General features: G+C 39.2%; 24 protein-coding genes and 2 pseudogenes. 16 read left to right on the top strand and 10 right to left on the bottom strand.

The genetic code is table 11. From position 1 onward, the window contains the following. The first annotated feature begins 3 nt into the window (after positions 1-3). Positions 4-915 carry a LysR family transcriptional regulator gene (locus WDB87_RS13615; RefSeq protein ID WP_337850144.1) on the top strand — a complete coding sequence of 304 codons (912 nt, stop codon included), beginning with the start codon at positions 4-6 and terminating at the stop codon, positions 913-915. Between the two features lie 120 nt (positions 916-1,035). Here the strand turns inward: WDB87_RS13615 and WDB87_RS13610 are convergent, their stop codons facing one another. From WDB87_RS13610 to WDB87_RS13600, 3 genes are all read right to left on the bottom strand, one after another. After that, positions 1,036-1,278, bottom strand: coding sequence for a hypothetical protein (locus WDB87_RS13610; RefSeq protein ID WP_054982018.1), 243 nt, complete (start codon positions 1,276-1,278; stop codon positions 1,036-1,038). A gap of 191 nt (positions 1,279-1,469) precedes the next feature. Next, positions 1,470-2,201 (bottom strand): SDR family oxidoreductase, encoded by a 732-nt coding sequence (locus WDB87_RS13605; RefSeq protein ID WP_337850143.1) that lies wholly within the window; start codon positions 2,199-2,201, stop codon positions 1,470-1,472. A gap of 108 nt (positions 2,202-2,309) precedes the next feature. Then, on the bottom strand, positions 2,310-2,861 hold the full coding sequence (locus WDB87_RS13600) for a carboxymuconolactone decarboxylase family protein (RefSeq protein ID WP_337850142.1): 552 nt from the start codon (positions 2,859-2,861) through the stop codon (positions 2,310-2,312). Positions 2,862-3,159: 298 nt separating this feature from the next. Between WDB87_RS13600 and WDB87_RS13595 the strand changes: the two genes are divergently transcribed. Next, positions 3,160-3,753 (top strand): TetR/AcrR family transcriptional regulator, encoded by a 594-nt coding sequence (locus WDB87_RS13595; RefSeq protein ID WP_337850141.1) that lies wholly within the window; start codon positions 3,160-3,162, stop codon positions 3,751-3,753. Between the two features lie 223 nt (positions 3,754-3,976). On the opposite strand, the gene WDB87_RS13590 is transcribed toward WDB87_RS13595, so the two are convergent. Then, the gene (locus WDB87_RS13590; protein WP_337850140.1) at positions 3,977-4,861 is read right to left on the bottom strand and encodes a LysR family transcriptional regulator; all 885 of its coding nucleotides are present in this window, start codon (positions 4,859-4,861) and stop codon (positions 3,977-3,979) included. 167 nt (positions 4,862-5,028) lie between these two features. On the opposite strand from WDB87_RS13590, the gene WDB87_RS13585 reads away from it, so the two are divergent. Both WDB87_RS13585 and WDB87_RS13580 read left to right on the top strand, forming a co-directional pair. Further along, entirely contained in the window at positions 5,029-5,511 is a 483-nt protein-coding gene (locus WDB87_RS13585) for a DUF2938 domain-containing protein (RefSeq protein WP_337850139.1), read from the top strand. Positions 5,512-5,532: 21 nt separating this feature from the next. Continuing rightward, entirely contained in the window at positions 5,533-5,943 is a 411-nt protein-coding gene (locus WDB87_RS13580; RefSeq protein WP_337850138.1) for a hypothetical protein, read from the top strand. 128 nt (positions 5,944-6,071) lie between these two features. Here the strand turns inward: WDB87_RS13580 and WDB87_RS13575 are convergent, their stop codons facing one another. The 5 genes and pseudogenes from WDB87_RS13575 to WDB87_RS13555 all read right to left on the bottom strand — a co-directional run. Further along, positions 6,072-6,662 carry a TetR/AcrR family transcriptional regulator gene (locus WDB87_RS13575; RefSeq protein ID WP_054982011.1) on the bottom strand — a complete coding sequence of 197 codons (591 nt, stop codon included), beginning with the start codon at positions 6,660-6,662 and terminating at the stop codon, positions 6,072-6,074. Between the two features lie 126 nt (positions 6,663-6,788). Next, positions 6,789-7,739, bottom strand: a complete 951-nt coding sequence (trxB, locus tag WDB87_RS13570) for a thioredoxin-disulfide reductase (protein ID WP_337850137.1) — start codon at positions 7,737-7,739, stop codon at positions 6,789-6,791. A gap of 19 nt (positions 7,740-7,758) precedes the next feature. Next, positions 7,759-8,082 (bottom strand): thioredoxin family protein, encoded by a 324-nt coding sequence (locus WDB87_RS13565; protein ID WP_055017037.1) that lies wholly within the window; start codon positions 8,080-8,082, stop codon positions 7,759-7,761. Positions 8,083-8,551: 469 nt separating this feature from the next. Beyond that, positions 8,552-8,755, bottom strand: a pseudogene (locus WDB87_RS13560) (GNAT family N-acetyltransferase); the annotation flags it as partial. Between the two features lie 160 nt (positions 8,756-8,915). After that, positions 8,916-9,158: pseudogene (locus WDB87_RS13555) on the bottom strand (GNAT family N-acetyltransferase); the annotation flags it as partial. Between the two features lie 440 nt (positions 9,159-9,598). Here WDB87_RS13555 and WDB87_RS13550 point away from each other — a divergent pair. The 6 genes from WDB87_RS13550 to WDB87_RS13525 are packed head-to-tail and all read left to right on the top strand — an operon-like array spanning position 9,599 to position 14,873. Beyond that, positions 9,599-10,111, top strand: coding sequence for a ZrgA family zinc uptake protein (locus WDB87_RS13550; protein WP_337850136.1), 513 nt, complete (start codon positions 9,599-9,601; stop codon positions 10,109-10,111). Between the two features lie 53 nt (positions 10,112-10,164). Further along, on the top strand, positions 10,165-11,508 hold the full coding sequence (locus WDB87_RS13545) for a dihydroorotase (RefSeq protein ID WP_337850135.1): 1,344 nt from the start codon (positions 10,165-10,167) through the stop codon (positions 11,506-11,508). Between the two features lie 17 nt (positions 11,509-11,525). Next, the gene (gene folE2, locus WDB87_RS13540) at positions 11,526-12,434 is read left to right on the top strand and encodes a GTP cyclohydrolase FolE2 (protein WP_337850134.1); all 909 of its coding nucleotides are present in this window, start codon (positions 11,526-11,528) and stop codon (positions 12,432-12,434) included. Between the two features lie 28 nt (positions 12,435-12,462). Continuing rightward, positions 12,463-13,023: a hypothetical protein gene (locus WDB87_RS13535; RefSeq protein ID WP_286248380.1), complete on the top strand. Its 561-nt coding sequence runs from the start codon at positions 12,463-12,465 to the stop codon at positions 13,021-13,023. An 18-nt stretch (positions 13,024-13,041) separates the two neighbouring features. Next, the gene (locus WDB87_RS13530) at positions 13,042-14,661 is read left to right on the top strand and encodes an HAD family acid phosphatase (protein WP_337850133.1); all 1,620 of its coding nucleotides are present in this window, start codon (positions 13,042-13,044) and stop codon (positions 14,659-14,661) included. Between the two features lie 44 nt (positions 14,662-14,705). Then, positions 14,706-14,873 (top strand): SEC-C metal-binding domain-containing protein, encoded by a 168-nt coding sequence (locus WDB87_RS13525; protein ID WP_055013558.1) that lies wholly within the window; start codon positions 14,706-14,708, stop codon positions 14,871-14,873. Positions 14,874-14,999: 126 nt separating this feature from the next. Here WDB87_RS13525 and WDB87_RS13520 read toward each other — a convergent pair whose 3' ends face one another. Further along, complete coding sequence (locus WDB87_RS13520; RefSeq protein ID WP_337850132.1) at positions 15,000-15,914, bottom strand: GntR family transcriptional regulator; 915 nt, start codon at positions 15,912-15,914, stop codon at positions 15,000-15,002. Positions 15,915-16,212: 298 nt separating this feature from the next. On the opposite strand from WDB87_RS13520, the gene WDB87_RS13515 reads away from it, so the two are divergent. The 6 genes from WDB87_RS13515 to otnK all read left to right on the top strand — a co-directional run bounded on the left by WDB87_RS13515 (position 16,213) and on the right by otnK (position 22,507). Then, positions 16,213-16,875, top strand: coding sequence for an aspartate/glutamate racemase family protein (locus WDB87_RS13515; protein ID WP_286248371.1), 663 nt, complete (start codon positions 16,213-16,215; stop codon positions 16,873-16,875). Positions 16,876-16,900: 25 nt separating this feature from the next. Then, positions 16,901-17,974, top strand: coding sequence for an isocitrate/isopropylmalate dehydrogenase family protein (locus WDB87_RS13510; protein WP_286248369.1), 1,074 nt, complete (start codon positions 16,901-16,903; stop codon positions 17,972-17,974). Positions 17,975-18,098: 124 nt separating this feature from the next. Further along, positions 18,099-19,061, top strand: a complete 963-nt coding sequence (locus WDB87_RS13505; protein WP_286248367.1) for a Bug family tripartite tricarboxylate transporter substrate binding protein — start codon at positions 18,099-18,101, stop codon at positions 19,059-19,061. A 60-nt stretch (positions 19,062-19,121) separates the two neighbouring features. Further along, on the top strand, positions 19,122-19,610 hold the full coding sequence (locus WDB87_RS13500) for a tripartite tricarboxylate transporter TctB family protein (RefSeq protein ID WP_286248363.1): 489 nt from the start codon (positions 19,122-19,124) through the stop codon (positions 19,608-19,610). A 12-nt stretch (positions 19,611-19,622) separates the two neighbouring features. After that, positions 19,623-21,146, top strand: coding sequence for a tripartite tricarboxylate transporter permease (locus tag WDB87_RS13495; protein ID WP_286248361.1), 1,524 nt, complete (start codon positions 19,623-19,625; stop codon positions 21,144-21,146). Between the two features lie 86 nt (positions 21,147-21,232). Continuing rightward, positions 21,233-22,507 carry a 3-oxo-tetronate kinase gene (gene otnK, locus WDB87_RS13490; protein WP_337850131.1) on the top strand — a complete coding sequence of 425 codons (1,275 nt, stop codon included), beginning with the start codon at positions 21,233-21,235 and terminating at the stop codon, positions 22,505-22,507. The last annotated feature ends 1 nt before the right edge of the window (position 22,508 follow it).

The following is a 22,508-nucleotide window of genomic DNA, read 5'->3' as shown; positions in this document are numbered from 1 at the left end:
ATTATGGATGCAAAAGAGCTCGGCAATTTATATTGGTTTTGCCTGTCAGTAGAGTGTGGTGGTTACGCCCCGGCTAGTCTTTTAGCTACAGCCTCTGCCCCGACGCTTTCTAGGGCTGTGAGTCAATTAGAAGAAAAAGTAGGTGAGAAACTCATTCATCGCCATGCCAAAAAATTCCAACTCACTAATGCAGGTGAAGAATATTACCGACGCTTTGCTCCCATTTTCAAACAAGTTGATGAACAATGGCTCAACCTTTCTAATACACAGGCAACATTAACGGGTGATATTTATGTTTCGTGTCCAGAGCCTTTCGCTGATTATTTTCTTCAGAATCTAGCAATCGAATTTATGACAGAACATCCCGATGTTAAAATCCACATTAGTTTCTCTTCTGACACTGAAAACTATATTGATGAACGTATTGATCTCGCGATTGTTACTACACCGAGCAATATACCAACATTAATTCAAAAACCCTTATTTCAAACTGAGCTAGTCTTAGCTGCATCACCCAAATACCTTAAATCTCAAGGTATTCCCAATAATATAGAGTCATTACTTGAACATAATTTACTTGCAGGAAATACTATGCCTTTTTGGGAGTTTAAGTACCAAGGTGTAACTACAAAGCTACCTGTAATGGCTAAGTATTCAATAAATAGCCTCCGTTTAATGATTAATGCAGTTAAAGCGGGCATGGGGATAGGCTTGATACCGAAAGAAGTGTTATTAGAATTTGAAAAAGACGCAGTGCTACAGAGGGTATTGCCCGATGTAGAGTGCCCGAAAGGCAAAGCTTATATTGTATGGAGTGATCGTCAGTTAATTGCTAGTAGGGTGGTCGCATTTAGAGAAAAAATAATTCAAAAAATGGATAAACCATCAGACTTATTTAAATCCATGGTGAGTTAGTTTTTGCTAGAACAGATTAAGTGCTAACTACAATAAAAAGATAAGTCTAATAGACCGCTATTGGCTATTATAGTATTGATGACGTTGATAAAAATAAGCGCTTAAAGTCAGTACAACTTCTCATTTTGCTTCTGGCTCTAACAATATTTTCGTCACAAGGAGTTTAATCGTTGGTGCGACAACTAATAATAGCATTATTGCAAAAGGGATAATTTGCTCAATAGAGTTAATCCATGCACTGATAAACGAAGCCTCATCAGGCAGGGTTTTATAGGCCATCACCCCAGACGTTCCTAGCAACATTGAAGATGACACCATAGAAACAGTAAGTGGATATTGATACTTACGCGGAATTTTTTTCATGTTTGCTCCAAGGTGTCATTAAAATTCAGCTTACTGAATAGAAAGTAAATAGCTAAGTCCTAATACAGAAATAATACCAAAGCTTGCCATGGTCCATTTCCTTCTATCTTTCTCTGCTATAACGACAAAAGAAAATAACAGTGCTTGAGAGTAGATAGCCGTATAACCCTTAGCTATTAGATCAAGATTTACTATGAAAAATCTTTCAAGATAATATTGTCTGCGTAGCTTTGGTAAGCATCTTCAATCATCTTAGCCATATCGTCTGGGAAGAGTAGAAAGTTGCCTTTTTCAAGAGAATCTATAATGCCTTCAGAAACAGACTCAGCACTTGCTAAGTTATTAAAGCCTGCTCTTTTTCCCATATCTGTTTCAATTGGGCCTGGGTGAACACTAAGTACCTGAACGCCTTTTTCGGCAAATGCGTCTTTCAAACCTTGTGTGATTGAGTAGGATGCAGCTTTAGATGCCGAGTAAGTGGTTTCCTGAAGGAAGTTTTTCATCGATACAACAGAATTTAGTTGGACTAACGCACCTTTATTACGCTCAAGCACTTTAGCAAAGGCGTTAGCAATACGCACTAAACCATAAACATTAACGTCTATTTCCCTAGCTAAAGACTCAAAAACATTCTCTGCTAAAGGTGTAGTTGACAACATAATACCTGCGTTATTAACTACAAGGTCAACATCAGTTGCTTCAGCTGCCGCTTTGTTAACTGAGTCAGTGCTTGAAATATCCGTTTGGATAGTTGTTACTTTATAGCCGTATTGATCTTCTAATGCTTTAGTTGACTCAGGGTTACGAACACCAAGATATACTTTTTTGGCACCGTGTTGCAAAAGTGAGTCAACGATGGCTTTACCTATGCCGCGATTTGCACCCGTAACAAAAGCTACTTTGTCTTTAATGATAAAACTCATTTGATATTCCTCTGGTTAAGCACCCGTTGCGATTGCTCGATTTTTATCGCAACGGAAAATTTATTAGGCTGTAATAAAGTATTTACTACCACTGCACAGTTTAACCCGTTACTTTTTAGTCCATTCAAATTTCTTAAACATTGTATCTACTGGAGTTTCAGCAATGTGGTTTACATAGTTGCTGATCACTTTTTGTGATAATCCAAGAATAATTTCTAATACTTGTTGTTGCGTGTAACCTGCGGCAAAGAAAGCATCAACTTGTTCAGGTGTTACATTACCGCGTTGACGTACAATAGCTAGCGTGAAATCTTGAAGTGCTTGTAATTTTTCTGTTGGCATCGCTTCTTGGTTACGTAACGCCTCAGTTAAAGCGGCATCAACCTTCATTGAGTGTGCAATACCAGTATGAGCTGGCACACAATAATGGCATTCATGCTCAACATTAATTGTTTGCCATACTACGGTTAATTCTTCAGCATTGAATGATGTTGCAGTAAATAATTGATGTAGCTGTGTATAAGCTTTTAGAGTTTCTGGTGATTCAGCCATTGCTGCATATAAGCTAGGAACAACACCCATTTGCTTTTTAGCGCCCTCTAAAATTGCTTTGCTTTTTTCTGGTGCTGTTTCTACTGTGTGTAATGTAAATTTGCTCATTTTTAATCTCCAATAACATAAGTTGTTTAGAGGGAATTCCCTATACAAAAAGGGAATAATCTTGAAGCCCTTTAGTTGATGGAGTGAACTATATACAAGTTTGAACGATCGCTCAAGTAAAACTTGAGCGATCGTTCAAATATTTGTGCACGTAAATGTAATTTATTGTATTTACATAGAAATTTTACTTGAAATATTTTGCTTTATTACATGACACCTCTACTGAGTTTAACTTTACCTAAAGATAAAATATAACTATAATTGAACGACTGTTCATTTAACGTTTTTAGTTGGAGTTATGGCAAAGAGCTCGACATTCAACCGCCAAGAAGTGATAGATAAGGCAACCAACCTTTATTGGAAGAAAGGCTTTCATGCAACCTCAATGCGAAATCTGCAAGACGCGGTAGATCTTCGCCCTGGTAGCATATACTCAGCATTTGGTAATAAAGATGGTTTATTTAAAGAAGCCTTAGCTAACTATGCTGATATGAGCCTCTCACTATTACAACAATGTAAAGACGAACATGATTCGCCACTTGATGCACTAAAAGCCTTTATGAAGTTAATAATAGTCGAGTCACAAAATAGTGCTCCAAATGGCATTTGTATGTTGTCAAAAACTATTTCAGAATTAACAGATGAGAATCAAGATTTAATTGATGTAACTAAAGCGCATCTAGTTAATATTTCCTCAGCATTGGTCAGGTTAATTGAAGAAGCGCAGTCATTAGGTGAAGTAAATAAGAATAAAAATGCTGAAGATCTCGCGACCCATATACAAATCCAAATTACAGGTTTGCGTACTTTTGCCAAAATCAATAACAACAAAAATAAGGTTAGCGCCATGATAGACGATATTTTACGCATTATCCTTTTTAATAGATGCTAAGGTGTTAGTCATAGAGATCTGAAGAATCAAATCTTGACAGCATATAGCACTTGTTAGCCACTCAACAACATAAAATGGTGATAATAATTGGCAAGGTATTTTACTGTGTTGGATGGCGCTTCGCTTATCCGACCTACACTGGTACATACCTAACAGCTCAAGTTAATACTCCCCCCAAAATTATTAATTCACTTTACCGCCCTACATTTAACGGCAAAGTCATTTACATATTTGAGCGTGTTGATTCTATAAATCCTTTTACATAATCAAGCTGTAAGTCGTTATCGCGCACGCCTACATTAACGCTTTTTTGCAGCCCTTTATTACCTATGCTGATACCTTTTATACCTAAACGGCTTTCGTGCGACGACACTAGCCACTCGGGTAATGCTGCTACACCCCGATTGGCAGATACTAATTGCAACATCATCTCAGTGCTTTCTATAGGTACTCTGCGTTTGGGTTGCACGTTAGCGGGGTCTAAAAATCGGGTATATACATCTAAGCGGTTGTAGCCTACGGGTACGGTGTAAAGTACTTGGTCTTCGAGGTCTTGCGCTGTAACAAACGCTTTGTTGTATAGCGGGTTTTGCTCGCTCACTACAATACATAAATTGTAGTTAAACACCGACCTAAAGTTTAAGCCCTCTGTATTTACCGGGTCGGGGGTTATTAGCACATCTATTTCGTTGGCTTTTAGCGCTGCTATGCCATCAAATCTAAAGGCACTTTTTATTTCTACGTCTACCTCTGGCCATGCTTTTAAAAATTGCTGAATTTTACCCATTAGCCATTGCTCACACGGGTGGCACTCCATTCCTATGCGCATTATTCCTCGTCGGCCTTGGGCAAATTCTTGCAATACGCGCTCGGCATATTCAAACTCGGCGACCATTTTGTCTGCAAGCGAAAGTAAATAAAGCCCCGCCTGAGAATACACCAATGTATTGCCTTTACGGTGCCACAGTTTTACGCCAAATCGACGCTCTAATTTAGCAATAGTATGGCTCACAGCCGACTGGCTTAAGTTTAAACTCTCGGCCGCGGCGGTCACGCTTTTAAGGCGATTAACCTCTTTAATGATGTGTAGATGATTACGTTCAAGCATTATGATTTATATTCATTCCAAAACCAGTTTTTACCATTAGTGTTCATAATGGTGTTTTGGTAATATTATCACATTACATAGCCAAGTCTACGCGCTTCGCTATTTATGCTAGGTATATTCAACAGCAAAGCGCCTACCAATTTACGTATCGTCGGGAGACACAACACATGATCAACGACTCTATCTATACTTTTATATTAATAGGTATAGGGGGCACACTAGTGTTAGATATTTACGCGGGGCTACTCGCTAAGTTTTTTGATTTACCCGCCACAAATTGGCGATTAGTTGGGCGCTGGGTAGGCCATATGAAGTCGGGGCAATTTTATCAGCCTGCACTACCTAAGGCCGAAAAAATACCGGGTGAGCTTGCCATTGGTTGGGTTGTACATTACCTAATTGGCATAGCGTACGGGTTAATATTAATGGTGTGTGTAAACACGCAGTGGCTTGATTTGCCAACCATACTACCTACATTACTTGTTTCGTGGTTTGGCATAGTTGCCCCCTTTTTTATTATGATGCCAGGCATGGGGGCGGGTATGGCCGGTGCAAAAACACCTAACCCCACAGTTACGCGCATAAAAAGCTTTGTAGGGCACACCATATTTGGCTTAGGCATGTTTTTAACCGCACTGGTTTTAGCATAATTTTAAGTAGGAAAGCAGTACATGAACATTTTAAATTTAAGCACCTATTCTGCGCATATTAAAATAGTGGGCTTAATAGCTATTGTTATTTCAATAGCCGCGTGGAGCACAGACCTTTCGGGCATCGTTTATGTGTGCCCCTATTGTAGAGTACAGCGCTCAGTGATTGGCCTTTTAGGTTTATTATTAATAACGCCCGCGGTTACACACTGGATAGGCAAATATTTTGCTTTAGTAATTGGTTTTTTTGGTGCGACAGTGGCCGCTAATCAGCACTTTATGGGCTGGAAAAAAATATCAGCAGGCACCTTCGAATTTAAAGATAACCTGTTAGTTGACCCATTTATTTTATCGGCCTTTGCACTAACAGGTATTATTGGACTCACTTATTTAGCAGTAACAGCCGCAAAATCACCTGCTAAAACGGTTTAACATTAAATACCGTAGCTAAAACCAACAAGGCGCACTTTTTATTAAAAGTGCGCCTTGTTTTTTAATTTATAAATTTAATTTAGTTACGTTAAATCTGTTTTTACTACGCGCTTAAAGCAATCTACTTATTACCACCTATCTAAAAATAACTCGCAGGCTTCTAATAGTTTTTCGCGTGCAATGCCGTCTCTTGATTGAATAGAAAGTCCATTAATAAAGGTATCTAAAATTAGCATAAATTGCTCTACGGGCATTTCTTGTTGCCACTCTTGCTGAGCAGTCCCACGCTCTATGCATTTTACAAGCGCTTTACGAATGTCGTTACGTACCGACAGCGCCATTTGCTCAACTTCTTTATTTTCGTCGCCGCAGTTTAAGCCAGATAAAACAATCATGCAGCCAGAAGGTTGCTTAGTTGAGGTTTGCATATGAATGGTTTTAAACACCATATTTTTAATCGCTGCTTTTGCAGGAACAGATTCGTTTTCTAGCTCCGAGAATGTCTCTCCACAGGTACTGGTATAAAGTGCTAAACATTCACTGTATAGCGCTTGCTTTGAACCAAATGCTGCGTAAAAACTCGCAGATGAAATATTGCCTAACACTTTGCGTAGCTCAGCTAAAGAAGTGGATTCGTAGCCTTTTTGCCAAAACAAATCCATTGCACTTTTTATTGCATCTTCACGGTTAAACTGGCGTGGGCGTCCGGTTCGGGCCATATAAATTACCTCAAGTAAGTAAATCAAAAATAAGTGTATTGTTAGTTAAAACACTCAAGCCCGAGATACAAAGTATTGTCGGGCATTGTGTTGATCATATCATAAGTTTTAAATACTGTTGCTGCGCTAAGCACCTAGACGAACAAAGTACTGCTCTACATCTAGTGCAGCTTTACACCCAGTACCGGCAGATGTAATTGCCTGCCTATAATGGTTATCGCTTACATCACCAGCGGCAAATACGCCGGGAATATTCGTTAATGTTTCACCATTTTCAAACCCAGAATACACATTAATGTAGCCATCGCTCATATCAAGCTGGTCTTTAAAAATGTGCGTATTAGGCTGATGCCCAATCGCAATAAACACCCCATTAACGCTCAGTGTTTCTCTATCCTGCTCTGGTAACGTTGATTTAATAGTAATTCCCGTAACGCCATTAGCGTCACCCACTATTTCATCTACTTGGTTATTCCACTTAATAGTTACTTTACCTTGCGCTACTTTATCAAATAGGCGCTGTTGTAAAACTTTTTCGGCACTGAGCGAATCACGACGATGAATAAGCGTGACGTGCGATGCAATATTAGCTAAATATAAAGCCTCTTCAACTGCGGTATTACCACCGCCAACCACAGCTACGCTTTGGTTTTTATAAAAAAAGCCATCGCAGGTTGCACACGCCGATACACCCTTACCTTTAAACTCAGTCTCGCTTTGTAGGCCAAGGTACTTTGCCGATGCGCCCGTAGAAATAATTAACGCATCAGCGGTGTAAGTTTGCTGCCCTTTAAGCACAAATGGCCTTTGCTGCAGGTCAACATGTGTGATGTAGTCATGCACTATTTCGGTATCAAAATTTTCAGCATGTTCTTTAAACTGCCTCATCAGTTGTGGCCCCTGAATACCCGTTGGGTATCCTGGCCAATTTTCAACATCAGTCGTTGTTGTGAGTTGCCCACCCACTTCAAGGCCAGTAATTAGTAATGGTTCAAGGTTTGCTCTAGCTGCATAAATAGCTGCGGTATAACCAGCAGGCCCTGAACCCAAAATTATCAACTTTCGATGTGTGCTCATTTACCACCTCTTTGGCGTACTAATCTTTTAAAATTAGCGCTTGTAGCTCAGGCGCAGGCATCATACCTACAGAACGATTTATTTCTTTACCGTTTTTAAATACAACAACAGTAGGAATACTTCTTACCGCTAATTTGGCCGCAACTGATGGAAAATCATCAATATTAAGCTCACCCATAATAATATTTTCATCAGCGAGGTTATCGGCTACTTGCTCGTAAATAGGTGACATCATTTGGCACGGAGCACACCACTCAGCCCATAGTCTTACAACTAATTTGGCGTCTTTTTTGTTTAGCGATTCAAAGTTTTGATCATTTAATTTAATTACTTGGTTAGTCATTTTTGGCTCCTAGTTAAAAGTAAAAATCGACCCACAGTGACACACCTATATTTCGCCTAACAGGGTATTTATATATACAAACTACGCATAATAAATATCAGAGCTATAAACATGTTTTAAAGAGATACTAATTAAAAAAGAGGAACAAACTCTTAAAAGTCTCAACTTTAAACACATAACCCAGAACACTTATGGATCGATCGATCCGAAATTTACACGCAAGAATAGTGAGTGTCAACAACTTATAGAACACTCAATCCATAAATAAGTAAAATTAACACTCAAAAGGCCGCACTAAGCAATTAACAGAAGGCTGCTTTATTTTTCTTTTTGTTAATTAAAGCAATTAGTTACAAAGTAAAAAAACAGCACAGCCAGGAAGTGAAATTTAAAATAATTAATTTGTAGTTTTTGAGAAAAGAGTAGGGAAGGAGAGCAATATATAATCGGCAGCGGCAAAATAAATGAGTTAACGGCTAATTTTAATAACGGCTAACATGTCGTCTTCGTCCTCATCGAGGCCAACTTCCTCAAACCCAAAGCTTGTATAAATGTTTTTAGCTATTGGGTTTTGCGGGTTGTAACAAATTTCGATTTGTTCAAGCTTAGAAGTCGTTTTAATCTCTTCAATTGCCATGAATAGTGCTTTGCGTCCAATGCCTTTATTTTGATAATACCAACTCCATTAAGTATGTGTTCTAAATTTTACGCCGAAAAAACAATTCAGTTCTAGGCGTAAATTGATGTAAATGGTTGTTCCCTTTACGAAATTTAAAACAAAGAAATGGGTTGTTTTAGCAAGTAAAATAGAGCAGCTATTTATTGGAGTTGGTATAAGTTTGATCAACCATAAAGCGCCAAATAGAAACCTTTGTAGGGGTTTCTTGTACCCACATAAAAAAGCCTACTGGCAGAGCATTTAGGTAAATCGCTTTACAGGTATACCCACTATTATAGTGCGCCTCAACCAACGACCACATATTACATGCTACGTATTCTTGTTGTGTTTTAGCAACCTCTAAATCGCATACGGCTTCGTAGTTATCGGCGGTGATGTCTTCCAATGAGAGCTTCATGTTTTTCCTTAAAAAGTAACTAACCTAAACTTACCAGCATCTGTACCTATAAACAATAAATGGCTTTACCAGCCCAATAGGGCGTGTTGATTTTTGATGGTTGAATTTGCAGCAGCATGTTTGGTTTTTAGGCAAGGCAGAGCCTATGAAGTGTGGTTACTCCCCATAAATAGGCGATAACGCAGCATAAATGCCAAACATGCGCTGCCCTTCGGGTTCTGCCTAGGGGCGATAAACTCTTTGTTACTCGGTTTTTACTTAGCCCACTAGGTTACAAACCTCGCGCCGCGATTTAATCGCCCCTAGATTGAACAAATTTCAATCCGCAATGATCAACACGCCCTAGAAAGAGCCTTAATTATTACCTTTTTAGGATATAACCGATATGTTATATTGTAACAATTAATATCTTTAGCTCTATTTAAAATAAGGGTTAGCTTATGAAAACGTTTACAAAAGGGCTGAGTATTGCCCTGCTATTAAGTATGGGCTTTAGTGCTCATGCTCAAAAACATGTACATGGAGAAGGTGAGTTACTTATTGCTCAAGAGGGTAGCGTGCTGCAAATGCAGTTTATTATTCCTGCTGCTGATGCGCTAGGTTTTGAGCACCAAGCTGCAAACTCAGCAGATAAAAATGCTATTGATGTACTTGCCCAGCAGTTAAAAAATAGTAGCCATGCTATTGATATAAAAGGGCAGTGTATTTTACAAAGCACCGAAAACTCACTGGCTCACAGCCACGATGACCACGATGACCACGATGACCACGATCATCATAATGTTGAAGCCACTTACAATTTTAACTGCAAAACGCCGGTTTTAGGCTTTTCGGTCACGTTGTTTAAGTTAATGCCTTCACTTACTGCGCTTAACGTGCAGTGGATTAGTAAAACAGGGCAAGGCTCAGCAGAGGTGACGCGCAATAACCCTGTTATTAGTTGGCAAAGCTAATATTTGGCCGCCAATACTCCCATATAACCTGCTAATTAAAAGAGCTTATAAGCATGAAAAGCCAACTAATAAAAAATGCCCAAATGGTTAACGAAGGTAAAACGCAACTTGCTGATGTACGTATTACTAACCAATTTATTGAATGCATTGCTGCTAATATCACCCCGAGCATAAACGATGATGTAATTGACGCAAAAGGCGCGTACTTACTCCCAGGTATGATTGACGACCAAGTGCATTTTAGAGAGCCCGGGCTTACTCATAAAGGCTCTATATTAACTGAATCACGCGCTGCAGTAGCCGGCGGAATAACCAGTTATATGGAAATGCCTAATGTTACCCCTTCAACCACAAACAAAGCGGCGCTTGAAGAAAAATACGCCATAGCCGAGCAGCACTCTTATGCCAATTACTCTTTTTACCTTGGCGCAACCGAGCACAATTTAGATGATATTAAAGCGCTCGACCCTAAAAAAGTCTGTGGCGTAAAAGTGTTTATGGGTGCATCTACCGGTAATTTATTAGTAGAGAACCCACAAGCGCTTGAGGGAATTTTTCGTGAATGCCCAGTGCTTATAGTTACCCACTGCGAAGACGGTAAAACCATTAGCAAAAACAATCAGCGCTATGAGCAACAAGGCATTATACCTAACATTACCGACCACCCTAAAATACGCGACGCAGAGGCTTGTTATGCCTCATCGTCGTATGCGGTGTCGCTTGCTAAAAAATACAATGCGCAACTGCATGTATTACACATAACGACCGAAAAAGAGCTGAGTTTATTTACTAAAGGCGATATAGCCAATAAAAGCATTACCGCAGAAGCCTGTATACACCATTTATACTTTAGCGAGCAAGATTACGAAGCGTTGGGCAACTTAATAAAATGTAACCCTGCCATAAAAGCTAACACCGACCGCGATGCGCTTATAAACGCGGTTAAAAATAATCAAATAGATATTATTGCCACCGACCACGCCCCGCATACCTGGCAAGAAAAACAAACCGATTATGTTAATGCACCAGCAGGTTTGCCCTTAGTAGAGCACGCACTTTTAAGCTTACTTGAACATGTAAAACACAACCGTTTAAGCATAGAGCAGGTGGTAGAAAAAACCGCACATAACCCCGCGCTGCGTTTTAAAGTAGATAAACGCGGCTTTATAAAAGAGGGTTACTACGCCGATTTAGTGCTGATAAGTACACAGCAAACCACAAAGGTGAGCCACGACGCTTGCCGCTACCTATGTGGCTGGACACCTTTTGACGAGGTTGAGTTTTCTTCAAAAATAGTGAGCACTTGGGTTAATGGCGAGCGCCTTTACGATGGCAAAACAGTCACTAAACCTAGTAAACCTAGTAAACCTGCTATGCCTCTTGTATTTAATCGTTAACCGGAATAGTTAAATTTATGAATGCTAAAAGCCATTTGCCCGATATTACTTCGCAGCCTAATTCTCTTAATGCACGCCCATTACAATGGGTGGGTATGGAAGAGGTTTCGCTGCCGTTACATATTTTAAATAACAAAGGTGAGCAACTACATACTCACGCCAAAGCAGGCATATTTGTTAGCCTTGATAAAGAAAATGCAAAAGGCATACATATGTCGCGCTTGTATTTATTGCTTAATGAACAACTGGCTAATAAGCCACTCAATGGCCAAGTTTTAACAACGCTAGTTGAAAACATGCTGAGCTCTCAGCAAGGCTTAAGCTTAAGTGCCAAAGTAGATTTAGCTTTTGAGCTGGTAATAAATAAGCCCGCGCTTTTATCTAATCAATCTGGATTTCAGGCGTATCCGGTGGCTATTAGCAAAACCATTAAAAATGGCGTTATTAATACCGAGCTTAGCCTAACAATTCCTTATTCTAGCACGTGCCCCTGTTCTGCCGCGCTTTCTAGGCAAGCGTTAAGTGACGCCGTAGCAGAGCAGTTTACAGAGCAGCAGCTTGATAAAAAAGCCTTGTTAGAGTGGCTTACATCGCAGCAAGGCAGTGTAGCTACCCCGCACAGCCAACGCTCGTATGCATATATAAACATGAGCTTACAAGGCGAGCAACTTCCTGATTTACCCACTCTTATTCCGCAAATGGAACAAGCCATAGGCACACCAGTACAAACCGCAGTAAAACGAGAAGACGAGCAAGCCTTTGCTAAATTAAACGCCAAAAACCTACTGTTTTGTGAAGACGCTGCCCGCAGGTTAAAGCACGCCCTTGAGCAAAATACAGATATTTGCGACTACCACTTTAAAGTTGAGCACCAAGAAAGCTTACATGCGCACAATGCCGTAGTGTACGACCAAAAATTTGTATAGTCAGAGCGTTAAATAGTAAGGAGTAAACATGTTAAGAAAAAACCCAAACGGCCACATGCCAAGCGTAGCGCAAAGTGCATTTATAGACCCAACCGCCATTATTTGCGGTAAAGTAATTATTGAAGACAACGTATTTATTGGCCCCTATGCAGTAATTAGAGCCGACGAAGTAGACGACACCGGCGACATGCAGCCTATTGTTATTAAAAAAAATTCAAACATACAAGATGGGGTGGTTATTCATTCTAAATCGGGGGCGGCGGTATCTATTGGCGAGCGTACATCTATAGCACACCGCTCAATTATACATGGCCCATGTAGTGTAGGTGACGATGTATTTATTGGCTTTAACTCGGTAGTATTTAGATCAGCAATTGGCAATGGCTGTGTAGTAAGGCACAACTGTGTAATTGATGGGTTGAACTTACCAAACGATTTTCATGTGCCGCCAATGACCAATATAGAGCCCGGCTTTGATTTAAACAGCATAAGTAAAGTACCGCCAGAGTACTCAAGCTTTTCTGAATCGGTGGTTTCGGCCAATCACGATTTAGTAAAAGGCTATAAAAAACTGGCAAACGAACTCTAATAACAAAGGACTAAATACATGAAAGTGCTTAATGCATTAACAATTACTTTTATTGGCGCACTTAGTATTGGCTGTACCTCAAGCGTAACAACTACAAAGAGTGCCACAGCTGAGCCTAGCGCACTAATAGCAAACACAGCGCAGCCATTAAAAGTAGTAACGTGGAACGTTGAGCACTTAGCTTACCCCATTAATACAGGGTGTAAACCCAGAATGCCTAGCGATATTGAAGCCATGAAAGCCTATGCAAATTCGTTAAATGCCGACATTTTTGCCCTGCAAGAGGTAGCGTCTAAAGAGGCATTAAAGCAAATATTCCCTCAAAGTGAGTGGCAACTTATTGTGTCGAATAGGGCTGCAAGCCCCGCTTACACGTGTCGTAAAACTGGGGCTTTATCAACTCAGCAAAAAGTGGCTTTTGCAGTTAAAAAAAGCATTCCTGTATTAAAAAGTACGCCCTTTGAGCCGCTAGGTTTAACAAAAACAGGGCTACGTTATGGTTTACAATTAACAGTAAACTCGCCGCAAGGTCCCACCGATATACTTAACGTACACATGAAAAGCGGCTGCTTTGTAGACGACTACCTTAAAAGTGACTCGCCAGCATGTAAAACCTATGCCCAGCAAGCACCGGTGTTAGATAGCTGGATAGCAAAGCGCGAAGCAGCAAACACACCATACATCGTACTGGGTGATTTTAACCATCGTATTTCTGCTCCCTATAACCGATTAACCCGCACTTTAATAAGTAATGAGCGCTCAACAAGCATAACCACTAAAAATTTACCCGGTTGCCAAGCACGCTATCCTGCGCCTATCGATCATATAATTGTGGGTAAAATGGACGCTACAAACATTGCAAACTCTGCTCAAGTACACCTTTTTAAAAATATGCAAAAAGAGGCCATGCTAAGCGACCATTGCGCGGTGTCGGTTTCAATTTCAGATAACGCAAATGCACTATCGGCATCAGTTTTGTGGCAAACAACCAGTAAAGAGTATCAGGCATTAACCACTTACATGTATCAACAAGCTCAAACTGCTGTTGCGCAACTACCGCGCTCTGCAACTAACTGGGTAGCCGTGATGGATGTAGATGAAACCGTACTTGATAACTCTGCCTATCAAAAACAAACCGAGCTTAGCGGTAAAGGTTATACTCCAGATACCTGGCAAGCCTGGGTAAAAAGCGAAAACGCAACGCTAGTACCTGGTGCTAAATCTTTTATAGAAGCGCTTTACAAGCAAGGCGGTAAAGTCACCTTAATTACCAACCGCGATAAAGCAAACGATGAACACACATGGAATAACCTTAAAGCCGTTGGCTTGCCTATAACGGTAGAAAACACCTGCTTAATGGGCCGCTCTGAGGCTGATAAAACCGCTGTAGATGGCACACACTTTATTAACGATAAAGACCTTCGCCGCCAACAAATAACAAAAGGTACAGCCGATTGTTTTACACCTAAAGGCACACAAAATAACTGGCAACAACCGTACGTTATAAAATTTCAGATAGGGGACAATATAGAAGACTTTAGTGGCATCACGCAAGAGTCGGCCAATATAGAAGCGCTACAACCAAAGCTTGGTAAGTCTTTATTTTTACTACCAAACCCTATGTATGGCTCGTGGTAGGCACTCTTTAACCAGAGCTCAGGTTATTTAAAAAGGAAAAAAACATGACAGATAAACCTTCAACGCCAACCAGCTCGGGCTGCACTAACACAAGCTGCTGCCCACCACCGCAAAGCCCTATAACACGAGGCACACCTAAAGTAGGACGAAACGATCCGTGTGTATGTGGTAACGGCCGTAAATATAAAAAGTGTTGTGGTAAAAACGCATAAATTGCAGCAAAGCTGCTTTTAATTTAGGTATAAAAAATAGGGCTAACGTAACGTAAGCCCTATTTTAATTTTTAAATAGCTATATTTAAATCATAGTTCCTTAGGTTAAAAGCAAATTAAATACAATCACTTATTAAGTAGCTGCGTAGCTATATCCTCTTTCTCTTTGGCTACTCTTCCTATATGTTCTTTTAAAAATAGTGAAGATTCTTGAAGCTTATTTTCAGCTATAAGATCTAATAAAACTAAATGCTCTTCACACTCTTTTTTAGGGATTGCCCTTTCGCTATACACGTTATATTCAATTAGTCGCCTTAGCCTATTCACTTTTTTTAAGGCATTTAACAGAAATACATTATTTGCCATCCCAACAATAGTTTCGTGAAATAAAACACCAGCATTAAACATTTCTGCTGCAGATACCTTTTTTTCTTTATTATTGAGTATCTCTCTTTGAGACATACGCAACATAACTATTTGATCATGATTAACTTCAAATGTCGGCTCTAATAACGCAGCTGACTCTATCAACACCCTAAAACGATAACTTTGCGCATATGAAACAGGTGAAGAAATAAAAGAATTAAATTTCCAGCCATAACCGACCCTTCTCGATATCCAATGATCTTTTTCCATCGCCATTAAGGCAGCTTGTACAGACTTTCTGTTTTGTTGGTATTTATTAATTAATTGATTTTCTACAAAGGTGGTATCAATCTGACCTTTTAAATAATCTTGCCCTATTTGATAGCAAAGTGAGTTAAGACCACTGTCATCACTTAATTTCTTGTAATCAAAACTCTGAGGCACTTTATTTGGACGAACCTTAAGAAAGTAGCCTTGATTTGGCTTTTTAGTAAGTATGCCTTGTTGCTCTAATACATTAAACGCTGCCCTTATTGGTGTACGCGATACCTTAAGCTTATCAGAGAAAAATAGCTCTTTAATGTGTGTATTAGCTTCAAAACCTTCAGAGATTATCTCTTCATATATTTTATCCGCGAGTAATTCAGCAGACGTTTTATTTGAAGTCTTTTCCATAAATATTTGCCTAAAACGATTATTTTTTGCCATATAGAAACAGCCGCCATTGTAGTAAGTATAATACCAGCAATTATATTTATTGTACTTTATTTTGAATAAAACAATTTTAAATTGGTTTACCCCCTCAATTCCACTTGAATTTAAAGAAATTAAAAAACAATGAGTTAACTTTTATTTGAAGTTATCTAATTTAATAAGTTGACATTCTATTTTTCATACAATAGATTGTACTTTGTCGAAACAAAGTACAATTAATTTGTAACACTTACGTTTACCAATATAAAAGATTAGAAATATGACAACGATTGTTTTAGTTCATGCAGTAAAGGCCGCTATGGGGCCAATAGATGACGCATTTAAAGTTATATGGCCAGAGGCTAAATTGATTAATTTACTTGATGAGTCACTTGGTATTTTACGAAGCAAAAACGAAGAGTTATCGCAAGAGTTAGTTCAGCGTGTAATCGAACACAGCCGTTATGCTGTTGAATTAGGCGCTGATGGTGTGTTGTATACATGTTCAGCATTTGGTGAGGCAATTGATAAAGCAAATGAGATATTTCCTATACCAATTTTAAAGCCTAATGAAGGTATGTTTCGAAAAGCATTACAAATGAGTAGTCAAATAGGTATGGTTGCCTCTTTTATGCCTGCCGTTTCAGGAATGGAAAATGAGTTTTATGCACTAGCTAAGGAAGTTAATCCAGATGCTCGCTTAACTAGCATTTGCGCAAGCGGTGCTAAAGCAGCTCTTAATGAAGGTGATACTGCTAAGCATAATGATCTGATGGCTGAAACAGCGCAGCAACTGATTAATGAAGAAGTATTAATGCTTGCCCATTTTTCTTCATCGTTAGCACTAGAGTCTGTATGCAAAATAAATGACAAGCCCATTTTAACAAGCCCAAATAGTGCTGTTGAGTTATTAAAAATATTAGTTAACGCTAAAAGTAAATAAATTTAAAAATAGAGATGAGGTAAAAATGAAAATATTAGTAATGCCAGGTGATGGTATTGGTCCAGAAATTACAGATGGTGCGCTTAAAGTTCTTGAAGCTGCAAATCAAAAATTCTCGTTATCTTTATCTTACGAGTTTGAAGATGTTGGTTTTAAAAGCCTAGAAAAACACGGCACTACGCTAAGAGAAGAAACGTTAGAAAAGGCCAAAACCTTTGATGGGATCATTTTAGGTACACAGTCTCATGCTGACTACCCTAAACCGGAGCTTGGTGGTCGTAACGTTTCTGCTGGTTTTAGAATTGGCTTAGATCTATACGCAAACGTTAGACCCGCAAGATCGCGCCCTTACATCCAAACAAATATGAGTGAAGGTAAGAGTATGGATTTAGTCATCATGCGTGAAGCTACTGAAGGTTTCTACCCAGATAGAAACATGACACAGGGCTGGGGTGAAGTAAAACCATCTCCAGATATGGCGCTATCTACACGTAAGATCACGCGCCATTGTAGTGAGCGCATTGCACGTAAAGCTTTTGAATTAGCAATGAAGCGTAATAAAAAAGTAACGGCGATTCACAAAGCAAACAGTTTTCATATGACTGATGGCTTATTCATGGAAGCAGTAAATGATGTAGCAAAAGACTTTCCAGATGTTGTCTTAGACGATCTATTAGTCGATGCATCTACTGCTCATTTGGTTCGCAACCCTGAGCGCTTTGATGTGTTAGTGGCAACCAATTTCTATGGCGACATTATTAGTGATTTAGCGAGTGAGCTTTCAGGCAGTTTAGGTTTAGCGGGCTCAATTATGGCAAGTGATGAGCACTGCTGCGCCCAAGCCCAGCATGGCTCGGCTCCAGATATTGAAGGCCAAGATAAAGCTAACCCTGTATCTATGATCCTATCTGTTGCAATGATGATTGATTGGATGGGTGAGAAACACCAAAAACCAGAGCTTATTAAAGCAGCACAAGCAATGGTTGATGCCGTTGATGAAACATTAAAAAATCCTGAAAAGCGTACTGCAGACTTAGGCGGTAACACTGGATGTAAAGCGTTTAGTGCAGCAGTAGCTGAAATGCTGATTGCTAACTAAATTGAAAAAAGAATAAAGATTACAAATAACGCTGCTAAGGCAGCGTTCCAAAACATGAGTTATGTATTTACACACACAATTAAAAGCATAACTCACTATAACAAATATTAAAAAAGGAAAACGTATGTCTATATTCAAAAAAATAACGGCAATATCAATACTGACAACAGTGTTTTTCGCACCGGCGAGCTTTGCTGACAACGATTATCCAACTAAAAGAATGAATTACACCATCGCATTTGGTCCAGGAGGGGGGAATGACCTTATGTCTAGAACGGTGGTAGATATTCTTAAAAAATATGACATTTATGAGCCAACTATTCGTGTTGATAACTTAGCTGGCGGCAGTGGAGCTGTAGGTTTTAATTTTGTTGCTAAAAAGAAAGGCAGCGAATACAACATGACCTCTACAAGCGGTAACTTTTTAGGCACGCCATTAATCTCAAATACCGGCTGGACATACCGTGACTTTACGCCAATTGGCTTATTAGCCCAAGATGCAATGTTTATTGTTGTACGTGCAGACTCTAAATTTAAAACAGCTAAAGACTTTGTTGAACATGCTAAAAATAACCGAGTAACAATTGGCGGTACAGGTGCTGCCGGACCTGAACGTGTTACAGCCTCTTTATTTTCACAAGTAGCTGGTTTTAATTTCGACTACGTCCCGTCTCAATCGGGTGGTGGCATGGTTACATCATTAACTTCTAATAGTGTGGACGCTATTGTGGCCAACCCGTCAGAGGTATCCGGACAAATAGCAGCAGGTAAGTTTCGTGCGTTGGCCTATTCAGAAGCTCAGCGCAGCACTGTATATAAAGATGTGCCAACTTTTAAAGAGCAAGGCTACGATTTTGCCTTTTCATTACCTCGAGGCATTGTAATGCCAGCAGGAATTAGTAAAGAAGTTCAACAATGGTGGATTGCAGCACTAAAAAAAGTTATAGCAACTAAAGAATGGAAATCTTATTTAAAAACTAACAGCTTATCTGGTAACACCATGTGGGGTGAAGAGTTTTCCGCTAATTTAGCCCATACAAGTGCTGATTTTGAACGAGTTCTTAAAGAAATTGGCGCTGTTAAGTAAAGCTAAACAGAAATAAATGATAGTGGTGATAACTCACCACTCTTAATTTAAGGTTTGAATATGCAACATTTATTTTCCATAGGTCTTTTTATAGGCTCTCTTGGTTTTACTATATATGGATACTTGACGCTTGACCTTCATGGGATCAACGAAAGACCTGGTCCTGGGTACTTTCCATTAATTATAGGTATTGCATTAATTATAGCTACAGGCATTAACACAAAGAACGACCTGATTCAGTACTTAGAAAAAAGAAAACTGAATCAAGATGTTGTGGATAAAAAAACAAGTAATAATGAAATTTTTTATCCTCTCGATACGTTAATTCTTGCAGCTCTAATAGCAGTATTTATTCTGATTCTTAATAGTGCTGGGGCAATTATCTCAATGGTGGCATTTGTATTTGGTTACCTATGGTTCTTTAATCCAAATCAAATAAAGAAGAACATTATTTATTCTATTGTTTTTCCGGCGTTAGTTTATTTGTTATTTGATGTGTGGTTACAGACAGGTTTACCCAATGGTTTACTGTCTTATTTCTATGAGTGAAGGTAATTTATAATGTTTTTTAGTGATGTTTTTACAAATTTAGAGTTTGGACTCTCGGTTGCCTTTACCAGTACTAACTTAATGTTTTTATTGTTAGGAGCGTTTGTAGGGATGATTGTTGGGCTATTTCCTGGCTTTGGTCCTGCAGCTGGTATTGCGATATTAATTCCTATGACCTTTGGCTTAGATCCCACTACAGCAATAATTATGCTTTCGGGAATTTATTATGGCTCTATGTATGGAGGAACAATTACCTCAATATTAATAAATACTCCAGGCGAGTCTGCTACGGTAGCTTCCACCTTAGATGGTTATCCGCTAGCGCAAAAAGGTCGCGCCGGTCCTGCACTGGTAATGCAAGCTATTGCATCGTTTATTGGCGGTACTATCGGGGTAATTTTAATTTGCGGTTTTGCGCCAGTACTAGCTGGCGTAGCGTCAGCATTTGGTCCTTCAGAGTACTTTTTAGTTATCATGCTAGGCCTACTTTTGTTAACAACAATGATGGGAGATAACCGTTTAAATGGGGTTATTTCTGCTCTAATAGGATTTGCTATTGCCATGGTTGGTGTAGATGCTGTGAGCGGTTCTCAACGCTACACTTTTGGCTCTCCTGAACTAATTGGGGGTATATACTTTGTACCTGTAGCTATTGGTTTATTTGGTATTGGTGAGCTGTTGTATTGCATTTATACCGGGCAGCACAAAAAACCAGCCGAGCATATTCAATTTTCATTTATGTCAAAAGACTTTTGGCCGACAATGAAAGACTATGTTGAATCTAAATTTACTTTTTTTAGAGGCGCTATTATTGGCTTTATTGCAGGTGTATTACCTGGCTCTGGAGCCACAATCGGATCTATTTTAGCTTATTCAGTGGAAAAGAAAGTAGCAAAAAATTCAGAAGACTTTGGGAAAGGCGAAATGCGTGGGTTAGTTGCTCCAGAAGCTGCTAATAATGCAGCATCTGCAGGGGCTATGGTTCCTCTTATTTCTTTAGGTATTCCTGGCTCTGGTGCAACAGCGGTTTTACTAGGTGCACTTATGATGTGGGGTTTACAACCAGGACCAACATTAATTGATAATAATCCTGAGTTAGTTTGGGGCCTTATTGCAAGCATGTACCTTGGTAATATAGTACTTGTGATCTTGAGTATTGTAGCAATACCAGTGTTTGTTAAATTTTTAGATGTTCCATATCGCATGGTTGTTCCCGTTATTGTAATTTTATGTGTGGTCGGCTCTTATGCATTGAATAACAGTATTATTGAAGTTGCGATGCTAATAGTTATGGGCGTTTTAGGTTTTGCTATGAAACTCTATGGTTATAGCCCTGCAGCAACAGTATTAGCACTAGTATTAGGAGCAATGGCTGAAAGTACATTTTTACAGTCATTAATAATCAGTGAAGGTAGTTTAAGTATCTTTATTGAACGTCCTATTTCTCTGGGGCTTATTTCAGTCATTGGGATCTCAATGGCCCTCTCTATTGCTTTACGTTCTTACAAACGAATCAAAGCAAAATCAATTAGCTAAATCTTTTAGCACTAATTAATACACTTTATTTTTGGGTACATTTTTGTACCCAATGGGTTCAACTGTCCTTTTTTTAGGAGAATAACATGCGTATTGGCGTTATTGCCGATGACTTTACAGGTGCAACAGATATAGCAAGCTTTTTAGTTGTTAACGGTTTAAGTGCTATTCAATATAGCGGAACACCCAAAAAAACAATTAATACTGCGGCTAGCACTGATGCAATAGTCATCAGTCTTAAATCACGATCGTGTTTGGTGAATGAAGCTATTAGTGACTCTTTAGAAGCTTTGGAATGGTTAAAGGCTCAAGGCTGTAGCAAATTTTACTTTAAGTACTGTTCAACATTTGACAGCACCTCACAAGGTAATATTGGGCCAGTAACTGATGCATTACTGGAAGCATTAAATTGTAAACATACAATTGTATGCCCCGCACTACCTGTTAACGGGCGCTGCGTGATCAATGGGCACCTTTTTGTCAATCATCAACGACTAAACGAATCGGGTATGAAAGACCACCCTGTCACTCCAATGCTTGAGTCTAAAGTCGAACTATTAATGAATAATCAAAGTAAAGGCCTTGCCACTAGTGTGTTTTATAACGATGTGGAAAAAGGTTCCGAACATTTGAAAAAAACCATGGATACACTTTTTGACAAAGGATCTAACTATATTGTTGTTGATGCCTTTACTGATCAGCACCTTAATATAATTGCACAAGCGTCCTTCGAGCTGCCTTTGGTTACCGGTGGTTCTGGTTTAGCAGCCGGAATTGCACAGTCTTTTAAAAATAAATCATTAAGAAAAACTCAACTTAAAAGTATAACGCCTTTAGCTGCACCAAGTGTTGTTATATCAGGTTCATGCTCACAAATGACAAATGCACAAGTGAACATGTACTTAAATCTTGCCCCTCACTTTCAAGTGGATGTAGGAGAGTGCATTAACAACTCAGCTTACGATGATGAAATTTGCCAATGGGTGCTCAATCACCAAAACACAGATTTAGCACCTCTTGTATATGCAACCGCGCCTAAAGAGCAATTAAAAATCACTCAAAATAAATATGGCGAAGAGAAAAGCAGCGCTGCTGTAGAAGCCTTATTTGCCAAAGTGTGTAAAAAACTTCAATTCGCAGGCGTTAAGAACTTTGTGGTGGCAGGGGGAGAAACATCGGGCTCAGTAACTAAAGCTCTCGATGTAGAAGCATTAGAAATAGGTGCACAAATAGTACCCGGTGTTCCATGGGTAAAAGCTTTAAACACTTCAATTTTTTTGGCTTTAAAGTCAGGAAATTTTGGAGACATTGATTTTTTTATAAAAGCACAACAATTAATCACACATAAAAACACACAATAAT

The sequence above is a fragment of the Pseudoalteromonas sp. C12FD-1 genome, assembly GCF_037414265.1.
In the GTDB taxonomy this organism is placed as follows: domain Bacteria; phylum Pseudomonadota; class Gammaproteobacteria; order Enterobacterales; family Alteromonadaceae; genus Pseudoalteromonas.
This window is presented reverse-complemented; position numbering and strand designations above follow the sequence as displayed.